At 72.6% G+C, this 18129-nt stretch carries 11 protein-coding genes; 5 read left to right on the forward strand and 6 right to left on the reverse strand.

Going from position 1 to position 18129, the window contains the following annotated elements; translation table 11 throughout:
• Window positions 1-144: 144 nt before the first annotated feature.
• The 5 genes from ACFWGJ_RS28375 to ACFWGJ_RS28395 all read left to right on the forward strand — a co-directional run bounded on the left by ACFWGJ_RS28375 (window position 145) and on the right by ACFWGJ_RS28395 (window position 7029).
• A complete protein-coding gene (locus tag ACFWGJ_RS28375) occupies window positions 145-441 on the forward strand; it encodes a DUF503 domain-containing protein (protein ID WP_107021736.1) in 297 nt (98 codons plus the stop codon).
• 58 nt (window positions 442-499) lie between these two features.
• Window positions 500-991 (forward strand): 30S ribosome-binding factor RbfA, encoded by a 492-nt coding sequence (gene rbfA / locus ACFWGJ_RS28380; protein WP_387330095.1) that lies wholly within the window; start codon window positions 500-502, stop codon window positions 989-991.
• Complete coding sequence (gene truB, locus ACFWGJ_RS28385; protein WP_387330097.1) at window positions 988-1893, forward strand: tRNA pseudouridine(55) synthase TruB; 906 nt, start codon at window positions 988-990, stop codon at window positions 1891-1893. Before rbfA ends, truB begins: the two co-directional genes overlap by 4 nt.
• A 315-nt stretch (window positions 1894-2208) precedes the next feature.
• Complete coding sequence (locus ACFWGJ_RS28390) at window positions 2209-5925, forward strand: trypsin-like peptidase domain-containing protein (protein WP_387330099.1); 3717 nt, start codon at window positions 2209-2211, stop codon at window positions 5923-5925.
• Between the two features lie 147 nt (window positions 5926-6072).
• Window positions 6073-7029 (forward strand): bifunctional riboflavin kinase/FAD synthetase, encoded by a 957-nt coding sequence (locus ACFWGJ_RS28395; protein WP_387330102.1) that lies wholly within the window; start codon window positions 6073-6075, stop codon window positions 7027-7029.
• Between the two features lie 73 nt (window positions 7030-7102).
• Here the strand turns inward: ACFWGJ_RS28395 and ACFWGJ_RS28400 are convergent, their stop codons facing one another.
• From ACFWGJ_RS28400 to ACFWGJ_RS28425, 6 genes are all read right to left on the reverse strand, one after another.
• Complete coding sequence (locus ACFWGJ_RS28400; protein ID WP_387330104.1) at window positions 7103-8122, reverse strand: oligopeptide/dipeptide ABC transporter ATP-binding protein; 1020 nt, start codon at window positions 8120-8122, stop codon at window positions 7103-7105.
• The gene (locus ACFWGJ_RS28405) at window positions 8119-9549 is read right to left on the reverse strand and encodes an ABC transporter ATP-binding protein (RefSeq protein WP_387330106.1); all 1431 of its coding nucleotides are present in this window, start codon (window positions 9547-9549) and stop codon (window positions 8119-8121) included. Before ACFWGJ_RS28405 ends, ACFWGJ_RS28400 begins: the two co-directional genes overlap by 4 nt.
• The gene (locus tag ACFWGJ_RS28410) at window positions 9546-10505 is read right to left on the reverse strand and encodes an ABC transporter permease (protein ID WP_387330116.1); all 960 of its coding nucleotides are present in this window, start codon (window positions 10503-10505) and stop codon (window positions 9546-9548) included. The genes ACFWGJ_RS28405 and ACFWGJ_RS28410 overlap by 4 nt, the downstream gene beginning before the upstream one ends.
• Window positions 10506-10528: 23 nt before the next feature.
• The gene (locus ACFWGJ_RS28415) at window positions 10529-11596 is read right to left on the reverse strand and encodes an ABC transporter permease (protein WP_387330108.1); all 1068 of its coding nucleotides are present in this window, start codon (window positions 11594-11596) and stop codon (window positions 10529-10531) included.
• A gap of 50 nt (window positions 11597-11646) precedes the next feature.
• Complete coding sequence (locus ACFWGJ_RS28420) at window positions 11647-13602, reverse strand: ABC transporter substrate-binding protein (protein WP_387330111.1); 1956 nt, start codon at window positions 13600-13602, stop codon at window positions 11647-11649.
• 382 nt (window positions 13603-13984) lie between these two features.
• Window positions 13985-17839, reverse strand: coding sequence for an SCO5717 family growth-regulating ATPase (locus ACFWGJ_RS28425; RefSeq protein ID WP_387330114.1), 3855 nt, complete (start codon window positions 17837-17839; stop codon window positions 13985-13987).
• Window positions 17840-18129: the final 290 nt, after the last annotated feature.

Below are 18129 nucleotides of genomic sequence, written 5' to 3' on the forward strand. Positions count from 1 at the left end.
CCCGAGTACGTGACGGGAAGGGTAGGGGCGGCGGGGGCGAAAACCCCGTCGAGCGGTACCGGAGGTTCGGGGTACCGTTCAAGAGCCCCGGCAGCAGCCTGGCCGGGCCACCTACCCCGACCCGGCGGGACATCCGGAACACACATGTACGTGGGGACTCTGTCCTTCGACCTCCTCCTCGGCGACGTACGGTCGCTGAAGGAGAAACGCTCCGTCGTCCGCCCGATCGTGGCCGAACTCATCCGCAAGCACGCGGTGAGCGCGGCGGAGGTGGAGCACATGGACCTCCACCGCAGGGCCGTCATCGGACTCGCGGTGGTCTCCGGGGACACCGGTCACCTGACCGACGTACTCGACCGGTGCGAGCGCCTGGTCGCGGCGCGCCCCGAGGTGGAGCTGCTGTCGGTGCGACGGCGGCTGCACGGGGAAGACGACGAATGAGCGTGCGGCGACAAGGATCGCCCGTACACGGATCAGCAGATAAGAGGGAGACGGACCAGTGGCCGACAACGCGCGGGCGAAGAGGCTGGCGGACCTCATCCGAGAGGTGGTTGCCAAGAAGCTGCAGCGTGGGATCAAGGACCCGCGGCTCGGTTCGCATGTGACCATCACGGACACCCGGGTCACCGGGGACCTCCGTGAGGCGACCGTCTTCTACACGGTGTACGGGGACGACGAGCAGCGCGCGGAGGCCGCCGCGGGCCTGGAGAGCGCCAAGGGCGTGCTCCGCTCGGCGGTCGGCCAGGCGGCGGGCGTGAAGTTCACCCCGACGCTGACCTTCGTCGCGGACGCCCTGCCGGACACCGCCAAGACCATCGAGGACCTCCTCGACAAGGCGCGGGCCAAGGACGCCCAGGTGCGCGAGGTCTCGGCGGGCGCCACCTTCGCCGGTGACGCCGACCCGTACAAGAAGCCGGAAGACGACGAGCCCGGCGACGAGGACGACGACGAGTCGGCCGACGACGAGAAAGACGGCGACGCCGCCAAATGACGCAGAAGCAGCAGACGCCCGACGGCCTTGTCATCGTCGACAAGCCGTCGGGCTTCACTTCGCACGACGTGGTCGCCAAGATGCGCGGGATCGCCAAGACCCGCCGTGTCGGACACGCCGGCACCCTCGACCCCATGGCGACGGGCGTGCTCGTCCTCGGCGTCGAGAAGGCGACCAAGCTCCTCGGGCACCTCGCGCTGACCGAGAAGGAGTACCTCGGCACCATCCGGCTGGGGCAGAACACCCTGACCGACGACGCCGAGGGCGACCTCACCTCGTCGGCCGACGCCTCCGGGGTGACCCGGGACGCCATCGACGCCGGGATCGCCGAGCTCAGCGGCGACATCATGCAGGTGCCGTCCAAGGTCAGCGCCATCAAGATCAACGGCGTGCGTTCGTACAAGCGGGCGCGTGAGGGCGAGGACTTCGAGATCCCGGCCCGCCCGGTGCGGATCTCGTCCTTCACCGTGTACGACGTCCGGGGCGCCGTGGCCGAGGACGGCACACCCGTACTGGACCTGATCGTCTCGGTGGTGTGTTCGTCCGGTACGTACATCCGTGCGCTCGCCCGTGACCTGGGCGCGGGCCTGGGTGTCGGCGGTCATCTGACGGCGCTGCGGCGCACGCGCGTGGGCCCGTACAAGCTCGACACCGCGCGCACGCTCGACCAGCTCCAGGAGGAGCTGACCGTGATGCCGGTGGCCCAGGCCGCCGCGACCGCGTTCCCCCGCTGGGACGTGGACACCAAGCGCGCGCAGCTGCTGACGAACGGCGTGCGGCTGGAGATGCCCGAGGTGTACACCGGGGCCGGGGCCGTCGGGGTGTTCGATCCCGAGGGACGGTTCCTGGCTCTGGTGGAGGAGCAGAAGGGCAAGGCCAAGAGCCTCGCGGTCTTCGTCTGACCGCTTCGCTCCGCGCGCTGTCCGCGGTCTTACCTTGTCCTTCCTTGTCCTTCCCTCGTCTTCTTCGTCGTGGAGCGGCGTTCACGGGGTCGCCTGTGGGCGCCGCTCCACTGTCCCCCCTCGATTCCCCCACCCAAGGGTGTATCCATCCACCCCCGTCCATTCACCCGTCCGGCCGGGCGCTCGGAGTGAACCGGGGGAGCGGAAGGGGGCTTGTTCGGCTCGGGATCTGTCGCGGCCGATCATCGCGCGCCTACCGTCGGAAATCGAAGCGTCGAAAGCACGGTACGGCGCGCGCGGCGGGGAGGTTCGAGCATGACCCGGGAGACCTCGGTGAGGGCTGAGGCGGATGGCGCAATCCACCGGGACGTCGCCCGCACAGCGCCCGACGGGACCGCGCAGCCCGCCGTCCGTCCCGGTGCGGCGGCGGACCGGTCCCTGGTGCGGATCCGGGATCTGGCCGGACGGCCGCGCGGTACCGGCTTCGCCGCTGACCACCACGGCACGGTCGTCACCAGTCACGAGGCGGTGGACGGCCTTTCCCGCCTCGTCCTGTACGCACCCGCCACGGACCGCACCTGCCTGGTCCCGGCCGACGCGGTCACCGCTCTGCCGGCCCTCGGCCTCGCCCTCGTCCACTGCGACGGCCTGGGTGGCCTCGCCCCCCTTCCGATCACCGTCCGGGAGGTCGTGGAGACCGGAGCGTACGTCCGTATCGCGGCGGGCGGCTGGCGGGAGGCCCGTGTACTGGGTTCTTCCGCCGTGACCTACACGGCGACCGACCGCTTCCATCTCCTCGATTCCGCGCTGGAACTGGCGATCGGTACGGCCGGCAGCGACGCGCTGCGGCTCGGTGGCGGGGCGGCCGGGGGACCGGTGGTCGACGCGGCCACCGGTGCGGTGGTCGCCGTCCTGGGCACGGCACTGCACTCCGACCGACGGGTCGGCGGCTTCGCGGTACCGCTGTCCACGGGCAGCGCCCCCGCCGCCGGCCCGCTCGCCGAACTGCTGGCCCGTAACGCCGCGACAGTGCCCGCCTACGGGGACGACCTCAATCCGGCGGGCGTCCTGGAACTGACGGCCACCGTCGAGTCCCCGGCGGGCGCCGGCGGTGGACTTTGCGTCGAACGGGCTTCTGTGGTGCGTGAGTTCACCGCGTTCACCGAAGGTTCCCGGCACCCGTCCCACGACTCGTACGACCCCCGTCACGGGTACGGCTCGCACGGGATTCTCGCGCTGGTCGGCGCACCCGGCAGCGGCCGTACGACCGAGCTGGCGGGACTGGCCGCCCGGCGCAACCAGGGCACGGCACCGGCCCCGACCCTGTGGCTGCGCGGAGCCGATCTGCGCGACAGCGATGTGTCGCTGGCCGACGCGGCCCGGCGGACGCTGGAGCGGGCGGGGCGGATCGTGACCTCGCCCCTCGGCTGCCGGCCGGGGCCCGCGGACAGCGGTACGGCGGACGAGCCCGGAGGTGGCCGGGGCGGGCTCGGGGACATCCGGCCCGAGCGGCTGGCCCGCCTCGCCGCGGACGCCGGGCGGCCCCTGCTGCTCCTGCTCGACAGCCCCGAGGAGATGCCGCCCGGCCTCGCCCGCCGGCTGCCGGAGTGGGCCGCCGGTACCGCCGGCTGGCTGCGGGACCACGGCGTGCGTCTCGTGGTGGCCTGCCGGGACGAGTACTGGGAGTGGGCGGGCACCTGCTTCCCGCCCGAGCTGCTGTACGGGCCCCGGTGGCGCGGCGGCGAGGCGTCGGCGGAACTGCCCGCCTGCGTACGCCTCGGGGACCTGGAGGAGGACGAGGCACGCGAGGCCCGGGAGCGGTACGGGATCCCCGAGGGCGCCCTGGACGGGGCCGACGCACGGCATCCGCTGACGCTGCGGCTGCTCTCGGAGGTGCGGGCCGCGCTGTCCGGCGCCCCGCCCGGGAAGGCGAAGCGGGACGAGGTCTTCGCCGCGTACCTCGATCTGATGTGTCTGCGGGTGGCCGTGCGGCTCGCGGCGGCAGGCGGACTGCGCGGGACGGCGGTGCGGCGCCTCGCGGCCCGCGTCGCCGGACAGGTGCACGTGGCGGCACGGCGGTGTCTGGGCCCGGGGGAGGGGGAGCTGGACCGGGCGGCGTTCGAGACCCTCTTCCCGTGGGGGCCCGTGCCCGACCGGCGGCTCGGCGGTTGCACCGGATGGGCCTCCGCCGTGCTCACCGAGGGCCTCCTCGTACCCGCCGGGGACGGCTACCGCTTCGCGCACGAGGAGTTCGCCGACTGGATCCAGGGCATGCACGTCGACCTGGACGCGGTGTTCGCGGCCCTGGCGCCCCGCCGCGGCTCCGAGCGCGGCCCCGGCGGGACCGAGCGAGGCCCGAGCGGAACCGGGTGCGGTCCGAGTGGGTCCGAGGCCTTCGACCTCCCCCGTCACCGCCTCGCCCCCGTGCTCCAGGCCCTCCTCCTCGTGCCGCGTCAACAGGGACACGATCACCTCACCCTCCGGCTGCGCGAACTGCTCCGCACGCTCGACGCCGTGCTCGACGGCAGGCCCGACGAAACGCTTGAAGACGTGCACGTCGATGACGTGCACGCCGATGCGGACATCGATGTCTGGTGGGCCACCCGGCTGCTCCGGGGCGTACTGCTCCGGGTGTCCGACGCGACCCCGTATCTCGGAGTGCTGCGGCACCTCGCCGAGCACGTGGTCAGGTGGCGGGCCGAAGGACGGACCGTACCGGAGGAGTTCGGGCCCGGTTTCTGGCGCGGGCTGCCCCTGCCGCAGGCGCACCGCTTCGATCTGCTGCGGCGGCTCGTCGTCGCGGACGGCGCGCCGCCCGCCACCGAACCGCGCTACCTGGACACCGTGTCCGACCTCCTCGTCGCCGACCCGGCCGGGGCGCAGCCGCACCTCACCCACTGGTTCGACGACGACCGCCCGCTCCCCGCGACCCCCGACGCCACCGTGGCAACCGCCGCGCAGGTCCTGCTCCACACCCACCGGCACCGCGCCCCGGACGACCTGACCGAGGCCCTGGTCGACAGCGGGCACGCGCGCGCGGACGAACTGCTCGACGTGCTCGCCGAGGAGGAGCCGTCCGCGCTCTGCCGCGCGGTCGACCGCTGGGTGCACGACGTGCGCCCGGCCCGGCGGGCGGCGGCGGCGGCCTACGCGCTGCGGACCGCCGCGCACGTACGCACCGGGACCGACCGGGAACTGCTGCGCCGGACCGCGCTCGCGCTGCTGGCCCGCCCCGGCGACTGCACGCTGCACGGCGACGCCCTGGCCCTGCTGGTCCGCGACCCGCGCACCCGGGCCCGCCATCTGCCGCAGGCCCTCGCCCGCTTCCGGGCCCGCGACCCACGGCTGCCCGCGAGCGCGCTGGTCGCCGCGCTGGCGACCCACCCCGACCCGGTGCTCGCCGCGTTCCACGACCGCCTGCGCGAACCGGACGACGGCACGGCCCTGCGTACGCTCGCCGAGGTCACGACACCGGCGCTGGCCCGCCGCGTGGCCGCCCTCGTACGCGAGGTCGTGGAACGGCGTCCGGAGACGGCCGCGCAGGTGGCGGCGCACGTCGACCGACGGCTGGAGCAGGGCCCCGACGCCGGCGCGGTGCTGCATCCCCTCGTCGCCGGACTGCTCGACGGGGGCAGGCCGCCGCTGCGGGCCGCGCTCGCCGAGGTGTTCGCGGCGCCCGGCACGCCCGTGTCCCGCCCGCTGCGGCGGGAGTTCCTGGACCTCCTGCTGACGCGCGAGCACGATCCGGTGGTGCTGGACGCGCTGGTACGGGCCGCCGCCGAGGGAGCGGCCCGCAGCGGCGAGGACCACACCCGCGTGCTCGTCCACACCGTGGGCGCCCTGCTCGTCCGCACCCCGGACGGCGCCACCCGCTTCGACCGCGCCCTCGTCGACCTCGGCCGCCGGATCCCCGGCTTCGCCGCGCTCGTGAGCCGCTGGCTGGCCGCCGCGCCCGAGGAGTGGTCCACCGTGGTCGGACCGAGCACGCACCGCATGATCGAGAACCTCGCGGGGGTACGGGTCCCGGTGTGACCCCCCGCCGTCCTCGGCACCGGCGCGGCTGTCACGTGCCACCGGTCACAGGGTCCATGCCGATGCGGGTCCACGGGACACGGCATGGCACCCTTAGAGCTGCGTATGAGGCAGACACGGACACAGGTTCGACGAGGAGCGGTCACAGTGCAGCGCTGGCGTGGCTTGGAGGACATCCCCCAGGACTGGGGGCGCAGCATCGTCACCATCGGCTCGTACGACGGAGTCCACCGCGGACATCAGCTGATCATCAGCCATGCCGTCGAGCGGGCGCGTGAACTGGGCGTTCCGTCCGTCGTGGTCACGTTCGACCCGCACCCGAGCGAGGTCGTCCGCCCCGGCAGCCATCCGCCCCTGCTCGCGCCGCACCACCGCCGCGCGGAGCTGATGGCCGAACTGGGCGTGGACGCGCTGCTCATCCTGCCCTTCACGACCGAGTTCTCGAAGCTGTCGCCCGCAGAGTTCGTGATGAAGGTCCTCGTCGACAAGCTGCACGCGAAGGCCGTCGTCGAGGGCCCCAACTTCCGCTTCGGCCACAAGGCCGCCGGCAATGTCGCCTTCCTCGCCGAGCAGGGCAAGACGTACGACTTCGAGGTCGACGTGGTGGATCTGTACGTGACCGGTGAGGCGGGGGGCGGAGAGCCGTTCTCGTCCACCCTCACCCGGCGGCTGGTCGCCGAGGGCGAGGTCGAGGGGGCGCGCGAGATCCTCGGTCGGCCGCACCGCGTCGAGGGCGTCGTCGTCCGTGGCGCCCAGCGCGGCCGTGAACTGGGCTTTCCCACCGCCAACGTGGAGACGCTCCCGCACACCGCGATCCCCGCGGACGGGGTGTACGCGGGGTGGCTGCACGCGCAGGGCGAGGCGATGCCCGCGGCGATCTCCGTCGGGACGAACCCGCAGTTCGACGGGACCGAGCGGACGGTCGAGGCGTACGCGATCGACCGTGTGGGGCTCGATCTGTACGGGTTGCATGTCGCGGTCGACTTCTTGGCGTTCGTGCGGGGGATGGCGAAGTTCGATTCCATCGAGGGGTTGCTTGAGGCGATCTCGGATGATGTGAAGCGGGCTCGGGAGCTTGTCGAGGCGTACGACGGGCAGGCCTGAACCGGCCAGGGGCGCACGGGTCGGTCGTCCGGCCGGCCGTCCGTCGTGGCTGGTCGCGCAGTTCCCCGCGCCCCTAAAGGGACGCTGCCCAGTGGCAGGCCACCTGGGAAGCGCCGCTGCCGTTGAGCAGAGGCAGGTCCTCTTCGCGGCATGCGGTCGCCACGCCCGCTCGCTCCGCCTCGCCCGTCGCCAGGATCTGGCAGCGGGCGTGGAAGCGGCAGCCCGGGGGGATGCGGGACGGGTCCGGGGGCTCGCCGGTCAGCACGACCGGGTCGCCGGGGGCCTCGGGCAGGACGGACAACAGGGCCTGCGTGTACGGGTGCTGAGGGGCGCTCAGGACATCCTCCGCCGCCCCCGTCTCGATGATCCGCCCCAGGTACATCACCGCGACCCGGTCCGCGATGTTCCACGCGAGCCCGAGGTCGTGGGTCACCACCAGCGCGGACAGGCCGAGTTCGGCGCGCAGACGCAGCAGCAGGGCCAGGATCTCGCCGCGTACCGACGCGTCGAGGGAGGCCACCGGCTCGTCCGCGACGATGAGTTCCGGCTCCAGGACGAGCGCGCCCGCGATGACGACACGCTGGCGCTGGCCGCCCGACAGCTCGTGCGGATAGCGGAGGAAGAACCGCTCCGGCGGTCGAAGTCCGGCGCGCGCGAGGGCCGTTGAGACCGCCTCGCGCTCGTCGCCCGCGTACGCGTGGATGCGCAGCCCCTCCGCCACCGCGTCGTACACCGTGTGCCGGGGGTTGAGCGAGCCGCTCGGGTCCTGGAGGACCAGCTGGACCCGTTTGCGGTACGCCTTGAGGGCCCGCGAGGAGTAGTCGAGCGGCCGGCCCGCGAAGGTGACCCGCCCCGCTGTCGGCGGGACGAGGCCTAGGAGCGAGCGCGCCAGCGTCGTCTTGCCGCAGCCTGACTCGCCGACCAGCGCGACGATCTCACCGGGCCGGATGTCGAGATCCACCCCGTCGACGGCACGGGCCCGCGCGGCGTCGCCCCGCCGGGCGGGGAAGGTGATGTGCAGCCCTTCGGCGCTCAGGAGGGGAGCGGAGGGGTCCGGACCCGCGGCGGGGACCGGCTGGGGCGTCGTCGTCATGGGGTGCTCCTCGCGTCTTCCGCCACGACCGATCCCGCAGAGCCGGCCGAGCCGGCCGAGCCCGCCGATCCCGCAGAGCCGGCCGAGCCCGCCGGTCCCGCAGAGTCGGCTGATCCCGCCGATCCCGCAGAGTCGGCTGAGCCTGCAGAGTCGGCTGATCCCGTAGAGACGGCTGAGCCCGCAGAGTCGGCCGATCCCGCCGAGCCCGCAGAGCCGGCTGAACCCGTAGAGCCGGCTGAGCCTGCAGAGGCGGCTGAACCCGTAGAGACGCCTGAGCCCGCAGAGGCGGCTGAACTCGCGGAACTCACAGGACCCGCCGAACCCGCCGAACCAGCTAGACCCTCCGGACCCGCCGAACCTCCCGAACCCTCCGGACCCTCCGAACCCTCCGGGCCCTCCGAACCAGACGAACCCTCCGGACCCGCCGAACCTCCCGGACCTCCCGGACCTCCCGAACCCGCCGTGTCCGCGTGCACGCACGCCGCCCGGTGGTCCGGGGCGGCCGGGCGCAGGAGCTGGTCCTGCGAGGTGCACGAGTCCAGGGCCACCGCGCAGCGGGGGTGGAACGCGCAGCCGGACGGCAGCGCGACCGGATCGGGCGGGTCCCCGGGCAGCCCGCGCGGCGCGAACCGCGACCCGGTGTCCCCGATGCGCGGGAAGGCGGCCGACAGCGCCTGCCCGTACGGGTGCCGGGCGTCCTCGTACACCCGGCGGGCGGGCCCCTCCTCGACCACCCGGCCCGCGTACATCACCGCGAGCCGGTCGCAGGTGTCCGACAGGACCGCGAGGTCGTGGCTGATCATGACGAGGCCCAGCTCCTGCTCGCAGACGAGCTGCTGGATGAGGCGCAGGATCTGCGCCTGGATCATCACGTCGAGCGCGGTGGTCGGCTCGTCGGCGACGATCAGGCGGGGATCGCAGGCCAACGCCATCGCGATCATCACGCGCTGCCGCTGCCCGCCGGACAGCTCGTGCGGATACGCGGACGCCCGCGCCGCCGGAAGGCCCACCTGCTCCAGCAGCTCGCCGGTCCGCTTCCGCGCGCCCGCCGCCGTGGCCTTGCGGTGCAGCAGGATCGGCTCGGCGATCTGGTCCCCGACGCGGTGCACGGCGTTGAGCGAGTGCATCGCGCCCTGGAAGACGATCGAGGCACCGGCCCAGCGGACCGCCCGTACCCGCCCCCACTTCATGGTCAGTACGTCCTCGCCGTCGAGGAGGATCTCCCCGCTCACCCGGGCCCCGGCCGGCAGCAGCCGCAGCAGCGCGAGCGCCAGCGTGGACTTGCCGCAGCCGGACTCGCCCGCGATGCCGACCTTCTGCCCGGCGCCCACGGTGAGGTTCACCCCGCGCACGGCGGCCACTCCTCCGGCGTACGTCACCTCCAGGTTCCGTACGTCCAGCAGGTGTCGCGTGGTCGGTGTGCTCAACGGGCCACCCCCAGCTTGGGATTGAGGACGGATTCCACGGCACGCCCGCACAGCGTGAACGCGAGGGCCACGACGGCGATCGCGATGCCCGGCGGCACGAGGTACCACCACTTCCCGGCGCTCACCGCGCCCGCCTCACGCGCGTCCTGGAGCAGACCGCCCCAGGAGACGACCGTCGGATCGCCGAGGCCGAGGAAGGCGAGCGTCGCCTCGGCGAGGATCGCGGAGGAGATGATCAGGGTCGTCTGCGCGAGCACCAGCGGCATGACATTGGGCAGGACGTGACGGGACATGACGTGCCAGTGGCCGCCGCCCAGGGCCTTCGCGCGTTCGATGTACGGCCTGGACTCCACGGCGAGGGTCTGCGCACGCACCAGCCGGGCCGTCGTCGGCCACGTCGTGACCCCGATCGCCAGGATGATCGTGCCGAGCGAGCGGGACATCACGGTCGCGAGCGCGATGGCAAGCACCAGCGTCGGCATGACCAGGAACCAGTCCGTGATCCGCATCATCACCGTCGCGTACCAGCCGCGGAAGTGACCGGCGGTGATGCCGATCAGTGCGCCGATCGCGACGGAGAGGACGGCGGCGAGCAGCCCCACGAGCAGGGACACCCGGGAACCCCACACCACCAGGCCGAGCAGGCTGCGCCCGAACTGGTCGGTGCCCAGCGGGAATGCGGGGCTCGGGCTCTCCATGGGCCGCCCGGGCGCGCCGGTCACGCTCTGCACGTCGGAGCCGACGGTCAGCGGAGCGGTCAGCGCGACCAGGGCGAAGAGCGTGAGCGCGGCCAGCCCGAAGAGACCGGAGCGGTGGGTGCGGTACCGCTGCCAGAAGCGGACGGCGGAGGCGCGGCGGCGCTGCCGGGCGAGGGCACGGGGACCGGCCTTCGCGGGGGCCGGCGAGGCCGTCAGCGGCTCGTCCCGGGCCGTCACGGATTCGTCCGGGACGGGCATCGGCTCGTCCGGGTCCGTCGTCGTCATCGGCCCACCCTCGGGTCGAGCAGCGGATAGATCAGGTCGGCGAGCGTGTTCATCACGATCACCGCGGCGGCGAAGACGAAGAACAGGCCCTGCACCAGCGGCAGATCGGGCACGCTCAGCGCCTGGTAGAAGAGCCCGCCGAGACCGGGCCAGGAGAAGACCGTCTCGACGAGGATCACCCCGGCGACGGTCCGGCCGAGGTTGATGAAGATCAGCGTCATCGTCGGCAGCAGCGCGTTCGGCACCGCGTGGCGGCGGCGTACGAGATCGTCCCGCAGACCCTTGGCCCGCGCGGTCGTCAGATAGTCGCTGCCCATCTCGTCGAGCAGCGCCGAACGCGTGACCAGCAGGGTCTGCCCGTACTCGACCGCGACCAGCGTCACCACGGGCAGGACCAGATGGTGGGCGACATCGAGGACGTAACCGAAACCCTCCTCGTTGCCGGACTCCATGCCGCCCGTCGGGAAGAGGCCCGGGACCGGCCCGATCCCCACCGAGAAGACGATGATCAGCAGCAGGCCCAGCCAGAACGACGGGATCGAGTAGAGGGTCAGTGCGAGACCGGTGTTCAGGCGGTCGCCGAGGCCGCCGTTGCGCCAGGCGGCGCGGGTGCCGAGGACGACGCCGAGGGCCGTGTAGAGGACGAACGCCGTCCCCGTGAGCAGCAGCGTGTTCGGCAGGGCCTCGCTGATCTTGTCCATGACCGGCGCCCGGAACTGGTACGAGGTGCCCAGATCCCCGGTGAGCGCCTTGCCGCAGTAGTCGGTGAACTGCTGCCACAACGGCAGTTCGAGCCCGAACTCCCGTCTGTACGAAGCCAGTTGCTCGGCCGACACCTGGCGTCCGCCCGTCATGAACTTCACCGGGTCGCCGGGGATCAGCCGGAAGAGGAAGAAGCTGGTGACGAGGACGGCGAGCAGGGAGACGGCCGCGCCGCCCAGCTTGCCGGCCACGTACCGCGGATACGCGGTGCCGCGTCCCCGAGGTCCGCGGGCCGCCGGCGGACCGGCCTCGGCCGGACCACCGGTCTTCCCCACCAGCGAGGGTGTCGCTTCAGCGGTCATGAACGGCCTTCACTGTTGGGCCACTCTCGGTTGTCCCGGCTCGCCGAGGGCTATTCGCGGTCCTCGGCGGTCGCGCGGCGGCGCAGCGCGAAGAACGCCCCGAGCCCCGCGAGGATCACGACACCCGCGACGATGCCGATGATGACGCCTGTCTGGCTTGAGTCGTCGGAGGACTCGCTGGCGGCGGCCGGAGTCGCCGACCACCAGCTCCAGTAGCCGTCCTGGCCGTAGATGTTGCCCGCGGCCTCGGGCATCTTCGTGATCGACGCGATCTGGTCCGTGCGATAGGCCTCGACCGCGTTCGGGTACGCCATGACGTTCATGTACCCGGTGTCGTACAGCCGCGACTCCATCCGCTTGACGATTTCCGCCCTCTTGGTGGCGTCGTACTCGGCGAGCTGCTGGGCGTACAGCTCGTCGTACTTCTTGTCGCAGATGAAGTTGTCGGTCGCGCCGATGTCCTTGGGCGTCGCCGGCAGGGCCGCACAGGTGTGGATGGACAGGACGAAGTCGGGGTCGGGGTTGACGGACCAGCCGTCGAAGGCGAGGTCGTACTCGCCCGCGAGCCAGGGGTCGCTCACGTTGTCCCGGCAGTCGAGCGAGACGCCGATGCCGAGCTTGCCCCACCACTCCTGCAGATACTTCCCGACCGCCTTGTCCTGCGGATCCGTGGCATGGCACAGGACGCGGTAGGTGATCGGCTTGCCGTTCTTGCCGACGCGCTTGCCGTCACCGTTCTTCTTGTAGCCCGCCTCGTCGAGGAGCCGGGCGGCCTCGGCGGGATCGTACGAGATCCGCCGGCCGTCCGCCGGTTTCCAGAAGTACGGGGAGAAGCGCGGCGGGATGTAGCCCTCGCCCTCCACCGCGTGGCCCTGGAAGACCTTGTCGATGACGGTCTTGCGGTCCACGGCCGTGAACAGCGCCCGCCGGACCTGCTGGTTCCTCAGCGACTCGTGCCCGTCGCCGAACTTCTTGCCGTCCTTGGCCTGCGCGCCCGGGTTGGTGGCGAGCGCGTAGAACCGGCGGCCCGGCGCGTCGTTGACCGTGACGTCCTGCTGGCTCTTCAGCGCCGCGGCCTGCGCGGGCGTCAGCCCGGAGACGAACGACACCTCGCCCTTCTGCAGCGCCGCGACCGCCGCGTCCCCGTCCTTGTAGTACTTGAAGACCAGCTCGTCGAACTTCGGAGCCCCGCGCCAGAACGACTTGTTGGGCTTCAGCCGTACGTAGCTGTCGGCCTTGTACGCCGTCAGGACGAAGGGGCCGTTGCCGACGATCGGGAACTTCTTGTCGTTGTTGAACTCGGAGAAGTCGTCGACCTTCTCCCAGACGTGCTTCGGCACGATCGGCACGTCCAGCGCGGCCATCGTGGCCTGCGGCTTCTTCAGCTCGATGACCAGTTTCGTGGGGCTCGGCGCGGTGACCTTCTTGAAGTTCGCGACGAAACTGCCGTTCGCGGTGGCCGCGCCCTCGTCGGTCATCATCGTGTTGAACGTCCACGCCGCGTCCTCGGCGGTGGCCTGCTTCCCGTCCGACCACTTCGAGTTGTCGCGGATCGTGTAGGTCCAGGTCAGCTTGTCGGCCGAGGGCTCCCACTTGGTGGCCAGGCCCGGGATCGCGTGGTTGTCCTTCGGGTCGTAGTTGGTCAGGTACTCGTACATGAGCCGGTGGATGCTCGTACTGACCAGCCGCGCCGCCAGGAACGGACTCAGCGAGTCCACACTCTGCGCCACCGCGACGGTGAGGACCTGCTTGTCGTCTTTCGCTTCGGCCTGCTGGGGAGCCGGGCCGAGCGGAGTCATCTGACCGACGGTGAGGGTGAGGGCGGCAGCCGCGGCGGTCGCGAAGAGCCGCACGACAGCGCCCCGTGAGGAGCGCGGGGCTGTGACATGTGCGGCTCCGCCGCTTGGGCGCGCCCAGCCACGACGCTCCCGCGGACGACGAACCCGCGAACGATTGACCGAACCCTCGGCGGAGCGCCCCGCACCGTACTGGTCGTCTGTGTCCATGGCTCGCTGACCTCACGTCATCACTCGCACGGAGATGGGCTGTTGCCCTGCCGATCCGGTGACCGCGGCCGGGTCGATGTGCGTGTCTATCAGCGCTGGTCGGCATGCGTCAACGGCCCGTGAACCCCGTGTGGCCTGCGGAAATAACGAGTTGACCCGGATTTCATGGTCATTGGTCCAGACCGGTGAAGGGTGCCTGGTAGAGGGCTGGCGGCACGGAACGGGGCTGGTACGACGGCGTTTTGGCACCGGGCGCGCCACAGCCCTCCCGGGGTACGCCGAGGGCCCGCGCCGTGGGTGTACGGGGCGGGCCCTGAGGCTGGACCGACGGCCGAGGATTAGACCGTACGGGTCAGCCTGTACGCGTCGACTGTGCGAGCGGTTACTGGCGGGGCGGCGCGGGCGGAGGGGTCTGGGGTTGGCCCTGACCCTGGGAGTCCTGACCGCCCTGCTCCGCCTGCGGGGGCTGGGGCTGCGGCTGGTAGGGCGCACCCGGCTGGAACTGCTGCCCGGGAGCGGGGGCGGGCGCGTTCGGGTTGAAGGGCTGGCCGGGCGCCGGCGCGGCCGGAGGCTGCTGGAAGGGCGCACCCGGCTGACCCGGCTGCTGCCCGGGCTGGGGCTGCCAGCTCTGGGGAGCGGGGTACCCCGCCGGACCGGGCTGCTGCGGCGGAGCTCCCTGCGGCAGCGCGGCCCCGTGCGGCGGATAGGGCTGACCGGGGTGCGGCTGCCCGGGCTGGTGTTGCGGCTGCTGGTACGGCTGAGCCGGCTGCGCGGGCTGGCCCTGCTGGGGGAACTGCCCGGGATGCTGGCCCGGCGCGGGCTGCCCCGGGTACTGCTGGCCGGGTACGGGCTGACCCGGCATGGGCTGCCCGGGCATCGGCGGGGCCGCGACCGGCGGCGGGTTGCCGTCCGACGTCCACAGGCCCTGCGACTGCTGGTGCCGTGCGATGTCCTCCGCGACCAGCGCCGAGAGGTTGAAGTACGCCTCGCGCACCTTCGGCCGCATCATGTCGAGATTGACCTCGGCGCCCGCCGCCAGATGCTCGTCGAACGGTACGACGACCACGCCGCGGCAGCGCGTCTCGAAGTGGCTGACGATGTCGTCCACCTTGATCATCTTGCCGGTCTCGCGCACCCCGGAGATGACGGTGAGGGACCGCGACACCAGATCCGCGTACCCGTGCGCCGACAGCCAGTCCAGCGTCGTACTGGCGCTGCTGGCACCGTCCACGGACGGCGTCGAGATGATGATGAGCTGGTCGGCGAGGTCGAGCACCCCGCGCATGGCGCTGTACAGCAGACCCGTACCGGAGTCCGTGAGGATGATCGGGTACTGCTTGCCGAGCACGTCGATCGCGCGCCGGTAGTCCTCGTCGTTGAACGTCGTCGACACGGCCGGGTCGACGTCGTTGGCGATGATCTCAAGACCCGACGGGGCCTGCGAGGTGAACCGCCTGATGTCCATGTACGAGTTGAGGTATGGGATCGCCTGGACGAGGTCACGGATCGTGGCGCCGGTCTCCCGGCGCACCCGGCGGCCGAGCGTGCCGGCGTCCGGGTTGGCGTCGATCGCGAGGATCTTGTCCTGTCGCTCGGTGGCGAGCGTGGCGCCGAGGGCGGTCGTCGTGGTCGTCTTGCCCACGCCGCCCTTGAGGCTGATGACGGCGATGCGGTAGCACGACAGCACCGGGGTCCGGATCAGGTCGAGCTTGCGCTGCCGCTCGACCTCCTCCTTCTTGCCGCCGAGCTTGAACCGGGACGCCCCGGCCGTGGGCCGCCCGCTCTTGGCCTTCTGCTTCTTGTTGTTGAGCAGCCGGTCGGACGACAGCTCCACGGCCGCCGTGTAGCCGAGCGGTGCCCCCGGGTTGGTCCGCTCCCGCTGATCGTGCTGCACGGGCTGCGGCCAGGCGCTACCGGTACGGGGATCGACGGGGGCCTGCTGTTCCGGCTGGGCCTGGGCCTGGGGCTGTTGGGCCTGCGGCTGCGGCTGCGGCTGCGGCTGGGCCGGAGGCTGCTGATAGGGCTGGCCCTGCTGCGGGAACGGCTGCGCGGCCGGCTGCTGAGGAGCCGGGGCCTGCGGAGCCTGCGGCTGCGGGAACCCGTAACCCCCCTGCTGGGCAGGCGAGTCGGGAACGCCCGGCTGCGGGAAGCCATAACCCGGCTGGGGAGCGGGGGCGTTGGGCGTGTTCGCCGCGGGAGTGCCCGGCTGAGCCGGAGCGGCCGGCTGCGGGAAACCGTAACCAGGGGCCTGCGCGGGCGCGTCGGCAGCAGCCGGATCGGGCTGGGCGGGCTGCACGGGCTGGGCCTGCTGAGCAGCTGCCCGCCGCGCACGCCGCGCCTCTTCCAAGGCGCCGCTCAGGTCCTCGGCGGGCTGCGCGGGCTGCGCCGGCTGCTGGAGACCGTAGCCGTCCTGAGGCGCGGGGGCGGCAGGGGCGACAGGGGGCTGTGCGGCGACGGGCCCGGGCTGCGGGAAGCCGTAACCGCCCTGCGGTCCCGGACCCGCGACCGGCGCGGCACCCGGCACGGGAGCCTGGGCCGCAGGCGCGGTCGGATTCCCGGGCTGCGGCTGCTGAGGTTGCTGCGGCTGAGGCTGCGGGAAGCCAGGGGCTGCCTGGGCCGCCGGGGGAGTACCGGGAACGCCGTCCTGAGCCCCCGGAGTCGTACCGGGAGCAGGAGCGCTGAACTGCGGGAACCCGTAACCACCGGGCTGAGCCGGCGACGCCGGAGCACCGGGAGCGGGCGTACCGGCGGCGACCGGCGCACCAGGCGTGGCGGGCGAGCCGGGCCAGGCCGGCGGGGAGGGCTGCGGCGCCTGCGGCTGGAACGGCTGTCCCTGCGGCGGCGCGGACGGCTGAGCCGGAGCGTCGGCCTGCGGTCGCCCGTCCGCATCCTCCGTCGCCGTGGGCCACTGTCCGGCGGCAGCGGGCGCGGCAGGCTGGTACGACGGCGGCAGCGGCGGCAGTCCGCCCTGCGGCAGCGGCGGCGGGGTCCACGCGGCAGGCGCGTCCTGTACGACGTCGGCCGCGTCCGGAGCGGGTTCCGCGACGGCGTCCTGGGGCTCGGCCCCGCCCGTCGGCGACGCCTTCTCCTGCTCGGCGGCCTTCACGGGCGCGGAATCGTCGGGGGCGCCGGAGTTCTGTGCGAGGGCGTCAACCGGTCGTGGCTCGTCGTCGTCCGTGAACGTCCGTGCGGCCGGGGCGGGGTCCGGGACCGAAACCGGCGTCGGGACCGAAACCGGCGTCGGGGCCGAAACCGGCGTCGGGACCGAAACCGGGGCCGGCGCCGAGACCTCGTCCTGCGGCTCCTGGTCCTCCCGCTTCTCGTCCTCGTCCACGTTCGCCGAAGGCGCCTCCTCGGCTCCTTCGTCCACCTGATCGTCGTCGTCCTCGGACCGACTGCCGAACGCGACCTGGACGACCTCCGCGTCGGTGCTCTTCGGAGCGTCGGCCACCTCGTGCGGGGCGGCGGCCTCGGGCTCGCGCTCCGCCTCGGGCACGGGAGGAGCCGCCTCGGCGTCGGGTACGCGCCCGCCCGCGGGCGGGGAAGCGGCAGCGGCCCGCTCCGCGGCCTCCCGCTTCACCGCGCCGGGGGAGATCCGCAGCGTCGCGCCGCTCTCGATGTCGCCGCTGGCGGTGTTGCCGCCCTCGGCGTCGCCGGGAGCCTGCGCGGCGCGAGGAGCGGCGATCGGAGGAACCGGCGCACTCGGCGGGGACCACGACTGCCTGCCCTGGTCCTGGCTCTGCCCCTGCCCCGTCCCTTGCCCCGGGGCCGGGAAGTTCGGCAGGTTCGGGACGACGGAAGGCCCCCTGGCCGGAGCGGCGGGAGGAACAGGAGGCGCGACCGGCTTGCTGTAGGGAGTCCCGGAGGCGAACGCGGGCACGCCCGGAAGCCGAGGGCCGAACGACGGCTCGACCGGAGCCTTGCGGGCCACCGGCGCCGCGTCGGCCGGGTCGGCCGCGTCCCGCTCAGGATGCGCGCCCGCCCCCGCTTGCCCGGGCTGCTTCGCCTCGTCCGGTGCGTCCGGTGTATCCGCTGCGTCCGGCTCGTCCGTCGTGTCCGCCTCCGGCGCGGCCGGAGACGCTCCGTCCGAACTGCCTGACGCGTTCTGCGTGTACCAGGCAGGAGGGGCGTAGTCGATGGTGAACTCGCCCGTCGTCTCGACGGCGGACTCCGCGTCGGACTGGTCATCGCCGGGTGTGGCCCAGCCCCCGCGGATCCCGTCCCGATCGCTGTTCACAATTCCTCCTGGTGTGGTCGAGCACCCTCATGCCGAGCTGGGGCGACCGTTCTCGTCGTCCGGGGCCTTTCGACGCGCCCCGGATCCCCCTGTGAGGCGGCGGTCCCGTCCTCGGGTACTACTGCCGCGCCAACCCCAGGGTAATCACCACAACCACCCCCACGGCAGGCCCGTCCACCCCTCCGCTGCCGCCCACTACGTCACAGCCTGCCCAGAAGTGGCGTATGAACGGCCTTGTACGGAAGGCAAAGTGGACAAAGAGCGCTAAAGCGAGAAGGACCGGCGGCATC

Source organism: Streptomyces sp. NPDC060205 (assembly GCF_042728395.1).
Classification (GTDB): Bacteria; Actinomycetota; Actinomycetes; order Streptomycetales; family Streptomycetaceae; genus Streptomyces.